This window comes from Extensimonas vulgaris, from assembly GCF_003337425.1.
GTDB classification, from domain to species: Bacteria; Pseudomonadota; Gammaproteobacteria; order Burkholderiales; family Burkholderiaceae_C; genus Extensimonas; species Extensimonas vulgaris.
In genome coordinates, this window is the sequence record NZ_QPJU01000005.1 from 24,897 (window position 1) to 36,638 (window position 11,742).

Consider the following 11,742-nt stretch of genomic DNA (forward strand, 5'->3'; position numbering starts at 1 on the left):
GCACCACTATGGGGCGGCGAATCCGGCAAAAACTGGCCTCGCTGGGGCGCATTCTCGCTTTCGACGCCCAAAGTCCGACAGGCTCCTGGTGTGTAGGGCATGGCGCTGTGCATGCTTGGGTCACGCTTCGGGGGTGGGGCAGGGGTGCGTGGCCGCCCAGTGGCGCGCGATGTCTATGCGCCGGCACACCCAGACTTTGTCGTGCTGCAGCACGTAGTCCAGAAAGCGCTGCAGCGCCGTGATGCGCCCCGGGCGCCCGAGCAGGCGGCAGTGCATGCCCACGCTCATCATCTTGGGCGCATTCGCGTCGGCGGGGTCGCCCTCGGCATAGAGCGCGTCGAAAGTGTCCTTCATGTAGTGGAAAAAGGGCTCGGCGTGCGAAAAGCCCTGCGGCAGCGCAAAGCGCATGTCGTTGCAGTCCAGCGTGTAGGGCACGATCAGTTGCGGCACCACCTGGCCGTCGCTGCGCCGCACCTTCATCCAAAAAGGCAGGTCGTCGCCGTAGTAGTCGCTGTCGTAGGCAAAGCCGCCATCGTCGGCCACGAGCCGGCGCGTATTCGGGCTGTCGCGCCCCGTGTACCAGCCCAGCGGGCGCGTGCCCGTGAGCTGCGTGAGTATTTCCATGGCCTGCTGCATGTGGGCGCGCTCCACGTCCTCGGGCACGTTCTGGTAGTGGATCCACTGCAGGCCATGGCAGGCAATTTCGTGCCCCTGCTGCACCAGTGCCCGTGCGAGTTCGGGGTGGCGCGCGAGCGCGCTCGCGACGGCGAACACCGTGAGCGGCAGCCCGCGCTCGGCGAACGCGCGCACAATGCGCCACACACCCACGCGCGCGCCGTACTCGTAGATGCTCTCCATGCTCATGTGGCGCGCGGGGTAGCTTTCGGGGTTGAACATTTCCGAGAGGAATTGCTCCGAGCCCGGGTTGCCGTGCAGCACGCAGTTTTCACCCCCTTCCTCGTAGTTGAGCACGAACTGCACGGCGATGCGCGCGCCGCCAGGCCATTGCGCATGCGGCGGCCTGGGGCCGTAGCCAATCAGGTCGCGTGGGTAATCGAGCGTGGTGTCGTAAAACATGGGGCGTTCCAAAAAACATGGTCATGTGCACGAAGATTGCATGTGCAGTTTTCGTGCCCACAAGTTTGTAAGGCCTGGGCGTATTTTGAGGAGATTTCGAGATGGGCTTGAGTACCCATGTGCTGGACACCATGCACGGCTGCCCCGCTGCCGGCATGGAAGTCGCACTTTACGAGATGCACGGCGAGGCCGCGAGCTTGCTCAAGCGCGTGGTGCTGAACCAGGACGGGCGCAGCGCCGCGCCCCTGCTCGACGATGTGAGCCTGCGCTGCGGCACCTACCGGCTGCGCTTCAACGTTGCGGGATATTTTGCGGCGCGCGGCGTGGTGCTGCCACAGCCGAATTTTCTCGATCAGGTGAATCTGGACTTTGGCGTCGCGCACGCCGACCAGCATTACCATGTGCCGCTGCTCGTGAGCCCCTGGAGCTATGCCACCTACCGCGGCTCCTGAGAGGCCGAGGCGCATGGCCGGCACTTTGCTGACTTACATCTGCCCTTCGGTCAGCGTGTCGAGCTGAAAGTGCCCGCTCTTGTCCCACAGCCAGACGTCGGTGTAAGTGACGCGGCCCATGCGCTGCGGCGCAGGGTAGGGGGCGGCGGCGCGCGCGATGCGTTCGATCTCGGCCACGACCTCAGGCGCATGGCTGGGTGCACGCTTCCAGTGCAAGGCGGTGACGCGGCCCGCGCGATCGATTTCTATGTCGAGCACGCCGATCGCATACAGCATGGGTGGCAGTTTGCCCTGGTAGATGCGCCCCGCGTTGCGCTCATAAAGGTGCCGTGCTGCGTCCTGGCGGTAGGCGCGCGGTGTGCTGGCGGACGAGGCATGCACGGTTTCGGTGCCTGGCAGGACGCTGTCTTGTGCAGAAGGCGAAGCCGTGGGGGCCTGGGGCGGCGACTTGCACGCCGTCACCATAGCGGTGATGGCGGTCAACAGGCTGGCAAGCCGCCAGCGGCGGGGTTCGGTGGCCGTTTCGGGCGGGGGAGGGAGCGAGGACATGGGTACGCTGGAGATGGAAATGGCGGAATTGCGTAACCTGCAGGTTCTGTGGAGCACATTGGCTGCGGGCCAGGCTGCCTGCCTGGTGCGCGTGGAGTCTATCCAAGGTTCGGCGCCAAGGGAAGCCGGCGCGTGGATGTTGGTGTTTGCCGCGCAGGTCTTCGGCAGCATAGGCGGCGGACATCTGGAGCACCAGGCTATCGCGCAGGCGCGGCGCTTACTGGCTGCGCGCGGCGTACCCGGTGCGCCCGATGGTGACGCTCGCGCCAGCGATACCCCGCTGCGGCTGCATTACGCGCTTGGCCCCGCGCTGGGTCAGTGCTGCGGCGGCGCGGTCGAACTGGGGTTTGTGCTCGTCGGCAGCGCCGACGTTCCTGCGCTGAAACTGCGCCTTGCACCGCGCCGCCACCCGCTCGCGCTGTTCGGCGCGGGGCACGTGGGGCGCGCGCTCGTGCAAGTGCTCGCGCCGCTGCCATTTGCCGTGCGCTGGTTCGACAGCCGCGAGGATGCCTTTCCCGCTCAGCCGTGCGATGCGCCGATGTTGCCGGAGGAGGCTTTGCGCTGCGAGCATTCCGAGCCGGTGCACGGCGCCGTTGCCAGCCTCGCGCCGGGCACGCGCGTGCTCATCATGAGCTTCAGCCACGCCGAAGACTTTGCGCTCGTGCACGCCTGCCTGCGCCGCCAGCGCGCACGCGGCGACCTGCCCTTCATCGGCTTGATCGGCAGCCGCACCAAGTGGGCCACGTTTGCAAGCCGCCTGCGTGCGCGTGGCTTTGCCGAGCACGAGCTGGCGCACATCACCTGCCCCATTGGCGTCCCTGGCATCCGCGGCAAGGAGCCAGCAGTGATCGCCGTCGCCGTGGCTGCGCAGCTGTTGCAGACCCTCACGCCGCAAGGTTCAGAAGCATAAAAAAACCTGCCGCGGCTGAATGTCTCGACCGGGGCAGGCTTTTGTGCTGCGCATGCGCCACCCCCAAAGAGACGGCGGCAGCGGCTTTTTTATCTCAACCCGCGTGGAACTTGACCACCAGCGGCACCACGAGCAGCGCGACGATGTTGATGATCTTGATCAAGGGGTTGATCGCGGGGCCGGCGGTGTCTTTATACGGGTCACCCACGGTGTCGCCCGTGACGGCGGCCTTGTGGGCCTCGCTGCCCTTGCCGCCGAAGTGGCCGTCTTCGATGTATTTCTTGGCGTTGTCCCAGGCACCGCCGCCCGTGCACATGCTGATCGCGACGAACAGGCCCGTGACGATGGTGCCCATCAACAGCCCGCCCAGCGCCTTGGGCCCGAGCAGCAGGCCGACCGCGATCGGCGTGATCACGGGCAGCAGGCTGGGGATCACCATTTCCTTGATGGCGGCGGCCGTGAGCATGTCCACAGCCTTGCCGTATTCGGGCTTGGCCTTGCCTTCCATGATGCCGGCGATGGTGCTGAACTGGCGGCGCACCTCGACCACCACGGCCCCTGCGGCACGGCCCACGGCCTCCATGGCCATGGCACCGAAGAGGTAAGGAATCAAGCCGCCGATGAACAGGCCGACGATCACCATGGGCTCGGAGAGGTCGAAGCGCACGCTCTGGCCCAGGGCTTCGAGCTTGTGCGTGTAGTCGGCAAACAGCACCAGCGCGGCCAGACCGGCCGAGCCGATCGCGTAGCCCTTGGTCACGGCCTTGGTGGTGTTGCCCACGGCATCCAGCGGGTCGGTGATGTCGCGCACGCTGCTGGGCAGCTCGGCCATTTCGGCGATGCCGCCGGCGTTGTCGGTGATCGGGCCGTAGGCGTCGAGCGCCACCACGATGCCCGCCATGCTCAGCATGGACGTGGCCGCCACGGCAATGCCGTACAGGCCGCCGAGCTGGTACGCGACGATGATCGCTATGCACACGAACAGCACCGGCCAGGCCGTGGAGCGCATGGACACACCGAGCCCCGCGATGATGTTGGTGCCGTGGCCGGTGGTCGAGGCCTGGGCGATGTGCTGCACGGGCGAATACTGCGTGCCGGTGTAGAACTCGGTGATCCACACGAGCAGCGCCGTCAGCACCAGGCCCACCACGCAGGCACCAAAGAGCCGCATCTGCGCCCCCGTGCCGCCGAGCGCGTTGTCAGGGACGATCCAGGTGGTCACGAAATAAAACGCGATCAGCGAGAGCACGCCCGCGATCGCCAGCCCTTTGTAAAGCGCAGGCATGACGTTCTTCATGCCGGGCGAAGCCTTGACGAAGAAGCAGCCGATGATGGACGCGATGATGGACACCGCACCGAGCGCGAGCGGATACACCATGGCCTGGCCGGGCGCCGCCGCCACGAGCAGCACGCCGAGCACCATGGTGGCGATCAGCGTCACGGCGTAGGTCTCGAACAGGTCGGCAGCCATGCCGGCGCAGTCGCCCACGTTGTCGCCCACGTTGTCGGCGATCACGGCGGGGTTGCGCGGGTCATCCTCGGGGATGCCGGCTTCCACCTTGCCCACGAGGTCGGCGCCCACGTCCGCGCCCTTGGTGAAAATCCCGCCGCCCAGCCGCGCGAAGATAGAGATCAGCGAAGAGCCGAACGCGAGGCCGATCAGCGGGTTGAGCAGGCTGCTCAGCGACGCCGAGGCGCCCGCATGCCCGCTCGAGGTCAGAAACCAGGCAAAGCCGCTCACGCCGAGCAGGCCCAGGCCCACCACCAGCATGCCCGTGATGGCGCCGCCGCGAAACGCCACGTCGAGCGCCGGGCCTATGCCTTGCGTGGCCGCCTGCGCAGTGCGCACGTTGGCGCGCACCGAGACGTTCATGCCGATGAAACCGCAAGCGCCCGAAAGCACGGCCCCGAGCACGAAGCCGATCGCCGTCGTCACGTCGAGAAAAATGGCGATCAGGATCGCCAGCACCACGCCGACGAGTGCGATGGTTTTGTATTGGCGCGCCAGATAAGCCGCAGCGCCGGCCTGGATGGCGGCGGCGATTTCCTGCATGCGCGCGTTGCCCGCGTCCTTGGAAAGAATCCAGCCGCGGGCCCAGATGCCGTAGGCCACCGCAACCAGTCCGCAAACCAAAGCCAGGATGAGAGGGGAAGTCAGTGCTGAGTTTTCAGCCATTCGGTTCTCCTAGATGAGTCAGTCGCACGGAAGGAGACACAACGCATCGGATGTGCTCCCGCTGCGTTGCTTCCTCGTGCCTTCGACGGTCGAAGACGCGATTGGCCAACGCCGGCAATTTAACGCAAAAGGCCCTGTCCCTGACAAGGAAAAGCGCGTCTGCGCCCCTAAAATCAGGGTTAGTCCTAGGGCAAACATCGTCTTAAGGGCCAAAAATTTCTCACTCTTCGTTATTTATCAATGTCTCTGAACAACGTCTCTCCAGGCAAAAACGCCCCCGAAGCCTTCAATGTGGTGATCGAAATCCCGATGAACGCCGACCCGATCAAGTACGAGGTGGACAAAGAGTCGGGCGCCATCTTCGTGGACCGTTTCATGACCACGTCCATGCACTACCCGACCAACTACGGCTATGTGCCGCAGACCCTGTCGGGTGACGGTGACCCGGTCGACGTGCTGGTGATCACGCCGCATCCCTTGATTCCCGGCGTGGTCGTGCCCTGCCGACCGCTGGGCATTTTGCTGATGGAAGATGAGGCGGGCATAGACGGCAAAGTGCTCGCCGTGCCCACCAACAAGGTGCTGCCCGTTTACACGCACTGGCAGTCGGTGAACAACGTGCACCCGATGATCCTCAAGTCCATAGGCCACTTTTTCGAGCATTACAAAGACCTCGAAGAAGGCAAATGGGTCAAGATCATCGGCTGGAAGGGCGTAGCCGAGGCCAAGCAGGAAATCCTCGACGGCATCACCAATTTCAGGCAGACCCAGAAAACCCAGTGAAGCGGGCGCGTCGCTTTTTCTGGCCGACCTTCGTGGGTCGGGGGCCAAACCCTGGCGCAGCGGTCTAATCTGGACGCGACTCCAAGACCACACCCTGGGCGAGCAGGGCTTCGATGGTTTCGCTATCGAAGCCAAAGGCTTCGAGCACTTCGCGCGTGTGCTGGCCGAAGCGTGGTGAGGCGCTGCGCGCGGCGCCTGGTGTGCGCGAGAGCTTGATCGGGATGCCGATCGCGCGCTTGCCCTCCACTTCGACGACCATTTTGCGATGCAAAGTGTGCGCGTCGGTGAGCACTTGAGGAATCAGGCGCACTGCGCCGGCAGGAATGCCCGCAGCGAGCAGATTGCGGCACAGTTCCTCGCCATCGACCTGCTGCAGATGGCCTTCGAGCAGGGTGCGCAGTTCGGCGCGGTGGCGAAAGCGCTCGGCGTTGGTGACAAAGCGCGGGTCTTCGGCCAATTCCGGGTGACCCAGAAATTCGCAGAGTTTTTTCCATTGCCCGTTGTTGCCTATGCCGAGGAACACCTCGCAGGTCTTGGTCGGGAACTTGTCATAGGGCACGATGTTGGAGTGGGCATTGCCGCTGAGTTGCGGCGTCTTGCCCGACTCGAGCCAGTTGGCACTTTGCGGGTGCAGCAGCGCGATGGCGCTGTCGTAGAGCGTCGCTTCGACGAATTGTCCGCGCCCTGAGCGTTGGCGTTCGATCACCGCGAGCAGCACGCCGATCACGGCAGAAAGGCCCGTGGCCATGTCCACCACGGGCACGCCGACGCGCAGCGGCCCGGTTTCTGGCGTGCCGTTGACGCTCATGAGTCCGCCCAGTGCCTGCGCCACGGCGTCGTAGCCCGGTGCGCCGCCGAGCGGGCCGTCGGCGCCGAACCCACTCACGCGGCAATGGATGAGGCGTGGGAAGCGCTCGCGCAGGGTTTGTTCATAACCCATGCCCCAGCGCTCGAGCGTGCCGATCTTGAAGTTTTCGATCAGCACGTCGCAGTCTTCGAGCATGCGCAGAACGATGTCACGCCCTGCAGGCTTGGACAGGTCGATCACGATGTCGCGTTTGTTGCGGTTGAGGCCGTTGAAGTAAGCCGCCGTGCCGTCCGCGGCAAACGGCGGGCCCCACGAGCGGGTTTCGTCGCCGGCAGGCGGCTCGACCTTGATGACTTCGGCACCGTGGTCGGCCAGGATCTGGCCACAGTAGGGGCCACCGAGAACGCGCGACAAGTCCAGCACTTTCAGTCCCGCAAGGGCGCCGAAGCCGGGCAGAGGAGTGGAAGAACGCATGAATGTGTGAAAAAGAATTGCGATGGATGCGCACCGACTTTACAAAAGCAAAAGGTGGACGCTGTCGGGCGAGCCACCTTGGCGAAACACTCGGATGGGTCTTTCCCGGCACAAGTCCGGGAAAGAGAGCCGTGCAGAGTCAGTACGAGCGTGGCAAACCCAGAACGTGCTCGCCGATGTAGTTGAGCACCATTTCACGGTTCAGCGGCGCCGTACGCAGCAGGCGCACCAGGCCATAGAGATCGTAAATGCCGTACTCCTTGGTGAAGCCGTTGCCTCCGTGCGTTTGAATCGCGGCATCGACCGCGTGGATGCCGGCCTCAGCGGCGGCATACTTGGCGATGTTCGCATATTCACCGCAGGGCAGGTTCTGGTCGAAAGCCCAGGCGGCCTTGCGGGCCATCAGCGAAGCCATTTCGATCTCGCTGTAGGCAATCGCCAATGGATGCTGCACGCCCTGGTGCGCACCGATCGGGGTGTTGTTGAACACCTTGCGGTCGTTGGCATAGGCTACGGCCTTTTTGAGTGCAAAACGGCCGACGCCGGTGCACAGCCCGGCCAGGATGATGCGTTCGGGGTTTAGCGTGTCGAACAAAATGGCGAAACCCTTGCCGACTTCGCCGAGCACGTCGTCTTCGGTCAGTTCCACGTCGTCGAAGAACAGTTGCCATTGGGTTTCAGGGACGGGGAAACCGACGGGGATCAGGGTCTTGCTGATCCCCTTCTTTTTCATGTCGACCATGAAAATCGTGAAGCCGTCGGTCTTTTTCTTGACTTCGGCGCGCGGCGTGGTGCGCGTCACGACCATCGCATAGTCGGCGCGGTTGGCGTCGGTAATGAATACCTTTTGTCCGGTGAGACGAAATCCTCCTTTGCCGTCGGGCTTGGCGATGGTGGTGATTTCCATCGAGTTCGAGCCGGCGTTGGGCTCGGTGATGGCGAAGCAGAATCTGATTTCATCGGCGCAGCCGCCGGGCAGCAGGCGGCGCTTCATGTCTTCGCTCGCATGCTTGGCGATCAGGCCCATGGTCATGGTCGGGCCAACCACGAGGTTCAGCAGCGGGATGCCATTGTTGGAGAGGCCTTCCATGAACAGCAGCATCTCCGTCATGCCCTGGCCGGCGCCGCCGTAGGCTTCAGGCACCATGATTCCCAAGAAGCCGTCATTGGCGATTTGCTTGTAGAGCTCGGCTGGGGGCTCGTTCTTTTCGGCGTAGGTGCGCCAGTAGCTGTGGTCGAACTGCTGCGAGATACGGTCGCCGTACTCGTAGATCATCCGCTGCTCTTGGGTGAGTTGAAAGTCCATGGCAGTCGTTCCTTGATGCGCTTGGTTGGGGTGGATTGGGAAAAAGGCTTCGCCCAGCGATGCGCCGAGTGAAGCCTTTTGCTTTTGTGCGGCAGTGCTGGGTTCAACCCAGATTGTCCATTAGGCGGTGCTGCGCACCTACGCGGGCGTTGGCGGACGTCTGCCGGTCATTTTGGCCGCGGCTTCGGCGTCCATGGCACTGGCCATGGACTTCTCACCCGCGACCAAACTGCCGCGCCAGCCGCCTCGCCACCATCCCGCGTCCTAATGAACAATCTGGGTTCAATCCTGTGCCGAAGGGAACTTGGGCGCGCGTTTTTCGCGCACCGAGGCCACACCTTCCTTGGCGTCTTCACCGAGGAAGCACAGCATTTCCATCGCGAGCGAGCTCTCGAAGATCGGACGTGCGACGTTCATCCAGCCGTTCAAGGAACGCTTGGTGAAACGGATCGCCTGCTGGCTGCCCGTGGCCAGCTTGTTGGCGACTTCCATGGCTTTGTCCATGAGTTGCGCGCGCGGCACGCACAGGCTCACGAGGCCGATGCGCTCGGCCTCTTTGCCCGAGACGAACTCGGCCGTCATGAGGTAATACTTGGCCTTGGCCATGCCGCACAGCAGCGGCCAGCAGATCGCGGCATGGTCGCCTGCAGCGACGCCGAGCTTGACGTGGCCATCGGTGATCTTGGCTTCTTCGGCCATGATGCTGATGTCGGCCATCATCGCCACGGCCAGACCTGCCCCCACGGCCACGCCATTGATCGCGGAGATCACGGGTTTGTCGCAGGCCATCACGTTGTAGACGATGTCCGAGGCCTCGTTCATGACGTTGCTGATGGTCTTGGGGTTGCCGACCATGTCGGTGATCCAGCTCAGGTCGCCACCGGCCGAGAAAGCCTTGTCACCGGCGCCCGTGATGACTGCGACCCGCGTCTTGGGATCGTCGTTCACGACGCCCCAGACTTTGGTCAGCTCCCAGTGCAGGCGGCCATTGGTGGCATTCATGACCTCGGGGCGGTTGATGGTGATGAGCAGCACCCCATTGGGCTTGTGCTCGAATTTGAGGAATTGGAAGTCAGAGTAGTTCATCGAAGTCTCCTTGGAAGGAAGTGGAAAAAGAACATGATTTACGCAAATCGGGCTCGGGCAAGGTGTGCGCCCCATGGCAAAACACTTTGCAGCATCCTTGTTTGCGTAAATCCCAAAGAAAGAAGCGAAGGGGCTCTCAGCGCAGCTCGGCGCGGCCGTTGTTGAGCACCATGACGTTGCGCTCCACGGCGAGCGCGCGGAAAGAAACCACCTTGCCGTCGACCCACATTTCGGTGCGGATCGTCTCGCCCGGATAGACGGGCGAGGAGAAGCGCACGTCGATCGAGCCCAGGGCGTGCGGATCGCCACCGCACACGGTTTTGACGATGGCCCAGCCCGCGATCGCATAGGTGGCCAGGCCGTGCAGGATGGGACGTTCGAACCCTGCAGCACGCGCCACGGCGGGCTCGGCGTGCAGCGGGTTGTAGTCACCCGAGAGGCGGTAGATCAGCGCAGCGCGCGGCTGCGTGGCGAAGTCGGTGCTGTGGTCTATGGGGCGGTTTGGCAGTTCGTGCACGCTCTTGACCGGCCCCGAGGGGCCGCCAAAACCGCCGTCGGCGCGGCAGAAGGTGGTGGAGCTCAAAGTGGCGAGCAAGTCGCCGCTCGCGGCATCGACGACGCTGCGCTCGGTGTAGATCAGCGCGCCCTTGCCCGGGCCTTTGTCGATGATGCCGGTCACGCGCGTGCGGCCTATTACATCCCCCTCGGGTGGAATCGGGCGGTGCAGCTTCAGCCCTTGCTCACCATGCACCAGGCGGACCCAATCGACACCCGTCGCCGGGTCTTTGAGCCACATGCCAGGGTAGCCGAGCACCACTGGCAGCGTGGGCAGGGCGAGGAGGTTTTTCTCATAGACGAAGCGCAGTTCGGTCTCGTCGCACGGGTCGGTGCCCAGACCGACGCCGAGCGCATACAGCATGGTGTCGCGCTGCGTGTAGCGGTGCCGCACGTCCTCGAAACGCCATGCCATGAGTTTGTCGTAGTCGATTGCCATACAGGCCTCCGTGTCAGACCGGATCCCACGAGAAGACGATGTTCGAAGTCTCGAGAGGATAGAAGTTGGGTTTCATCGCGGGCAGCACGCGCTCGGCGATGGTCTCGGGTGTCCAGCCTTCCGCGGTGTGCATGCCGCGGATCGGGCGCGGCTGGCTCATGAGGAAGATTTCATTGCCGCGCACCGCAAAAATCTGCGCTGTGACTTCGGCGGCAGCATCGCTCGCGAGGAAGGCGGCCATGGGAGCGATCTGCGCCGTGCTGAGCTTTTGCAGCTTGGCCACCCGCGCTTGCTGCTCGGGCGTGTCGGTCGGGATGGAGCCGATCATGCGGCTCCAGGCGAAGGGCGAAATGCAGTTGGAGCGCACGTTATAGCGCTTCATGTCGCCGGCAATGGTGCGCGAGAGGCCGACGATGCCGAGTTTGGCCGCTGCGTAGTTCGCCTGCCCGAGGTTGCCGATCAGCCCCGAAGTGGAAGTCATGTGCACGTAGGCGCCCGACTGCTGCGACTTGAAGTGCGGTGCCGCCGCGCGCGAGACGTAAAAGCTGCCGTTCAGGTGCACGTCGATGACGGCCTTCCATTCCTCGGGCGACATGGCAAAAAACATGCGGTCGCGCAGGATGCCGGCATTGTTCACGACGATGTCGATGCGGCCGAAGTTGTCGAGTGCGCACTGGATGATGCGGTTGGCTGCATTCCAGTCGGACACGCTGTCGGTGGAGAGCGCCGCCTGGCCGCCCATGGCCTTGATCTCATCGACCACTTGCTGGCCGGGGCTGGGGTCGTTGCCTTCGCCCGTGACGGAGGCGCCGATGTCGTTGACCACCACCTTGGCGCCTTGCGCCGCCATTTCGAGCGCGATGTCGCGCCCGATCCCGCGGCCCGAGCCGGTGACGACTGCGACCTTGTCTTTGAGCATGATGCCTTTGTGCATGAGGGGACTCCTGGTTGTTGAGAAAAATCAGACGGTGGCTGCCGTGCCCAGCAGCGCCGTCACCTGGCTGGAAAGAACGCCGCCATTGCCATGGCATAGCGCGACTTGCACATCAGGCGCCTGGCGCACGCCGGCCTTGGGCTTGCCGGCGTGATGGCGCCCGAGTCATTGTTGCCGGGGCCGGCGAAAGGGC

The 11,742-nt window shown here is 63.9% G+C and carries 11 protein-coding genes and 1 pseudogene; 3 read left to right on the forward strand and 9 right to left on the reverse strand.

All coding sequences use genetic code 11. The features are described from left to right. Positions 1–120 precede the first annotated feature (120 nt). Positions 121–1,077: an allantoinase PuuE gene (gene puuE / locus DFR45_RS08420; RefSeq protein ID WP_114483271.1), complete on the reverse strand. Its 957-nt coding sequence runs from the start codon at positions 1,075–1,077 to the stop codon at positions 121–123. Between the two features lie 101 nt (positions 1,078–1,178). Between puuE and uraH the strand changes: the two genes are divergently transcribed. After that, a complete protein-coding gene (uraH, locus tag DFR45_RS08425; protein ID WP_114483272.1) occupies positions 1,179–1,529 on the forward strand; it encodes a hydroxyisourate hydrolase in 351 nt (116 codons plus the stop codon). Positions 1,530–1,562: 33 nt separating this feature from the next. Here uraH and DFR45_RS08430 read toward each other — a convergent pair whose 3' ends face one another. Then, on the reverse strand, positions 1,563–2,078 hold the full coding sequence (locus DFR45_RS08430) for a hypothetical protein (RefSeq protein ID WP_421782678.1): 516 nt from the start codon (positions 2,076–2,078) through the stop codon (positions 1,563–1,565). 19 nt (positions 2,079–2,097) lie between these two features. Between DFR45_RS08430 and xdhC the strand changes: the two genes are divergently transcribed. Next, a complete protein-coding gene (xdhC, locus tag DFR45_RS08435) occupies positions 2,098–2,988 on the forward strand; it encodes a xanthine dehydrogenase accessory protein XdhC (RefSeq protein WP_114483427.1) in 891 nt (296 codons plus the stop codon). A 94-nt stretch (positions 2,989–3,082) separates the two neighbouring features. Here xdhC and DFR45_RS08440 read toward each other — a convergent pair whose 3' ends face one another. Next, on the reverse strand, positions 3,083–5,164 hold the full coding sequence (locus DFR45_RS08440) for a sodium-translocating pyrophosphatase (RefSeq protein WP_114483273.1): 2,082 nt from the start codon (positions 5,162–5,164) through the stop codon (positions 3,083–3,085). A 240-nt stretch (positions 5,165–5,404) separates the two neighbouring features. On the opposite strand from DFR45_RS08440, the gene ppa reads away from it, so the two are divergent. Next, the gene (gene ppa, locus DFR45_RS08445; RefSeq protein WP_114483274.1) at positions 5,405–5,947 is read left to right on the forward strand and encodes an inorganic diphosphatase; all 543 of its coding nucleotides are present in this window, start codon (positions 5,405–5,407) and stop codon (positions 5,945–5,947) included. 64 nt (positions 5,948–6,011) lie between these two features. Here ppa and DFR45_RS08450 read toward each other — a convergent pair whose 3' ends face one another. The 6 genes and pseudogenes from DFR45_RS08450 to DFR45_RS14815 form a co-directional block, all read right to left on the reverse strand. Beyond that, positions 6,012–7,229 (reverse strand): CaiB/BaiF CoA transferase family protein, encoded by a 1,218-nt coding sequence (locus DFR45_RS08450; RefSeq protein WP_114483275.1) that lies wholly within the window; start codon positions 7,227–7,229, stop codon positions 6,012–6,014. 139 nt (positions 7,230–7,368) lie between these two features. After that, on the reverse strand, positions 7,369–8,535 hold the full coding sequence (locus tag DFR45_RS08455) for an acyl-CoA dehydrogenase family protein (protein WP_114483276.1): 1,167 nt from the start codon (positions 8,533–8,535) through the stop codon (positions 7,369–7,371). Between the two features lie 282 nt (positions 8,536–8,817). Beyond that, positions 8,818–9,621, reverse strand: a complete 804-nt coding sequence (locus DFR45_RS08460) for an enoyl-CoA hydratase/isomerase family protein (protein WP_114483277.1) — start codon at positions 9,619–9,621, stop codon at positions 8,818–8,820. A 136-nt stretch (positions 9,622–9,757) separates the two neighbouring features. Then, positions 9,758–10,615, reverse strand: coding sequence for a MaoC/PaaZ C-terminal domain-containing protein (locus tag DFR45_RS08465; RefSeq protein ID WP_114483278.1), 858 nt, complete (start codon positions 10,613–10,615; stop codon positions 9,758–9,760). 13 nt (positions 10,616–10,628) lie between these two features. Further along, positions 10,629–11,549: an SDR family NAD(P)-dependent oxidoreductase gene (locus DFR45_RS08470; protein ID WP_114483279.1), complete on the reverse strand. Its 921-nt coding sequence runs from the start codon at positions 11,547–11,549 to the stop codon at positions 10,629–10,631. A gap of 27 nt (positions 11,550–11,576) precedes the next feature. Beyond that, positions 11,577–11,687 (reverse strand): annotated as a pseudogene (locus tag DFR45_RS14815) (thiolase C-terminal domain-containing protein); the annotation flags it as partial. Positions 11,688–11,742 lie beyond the last annotated feature (55 nt).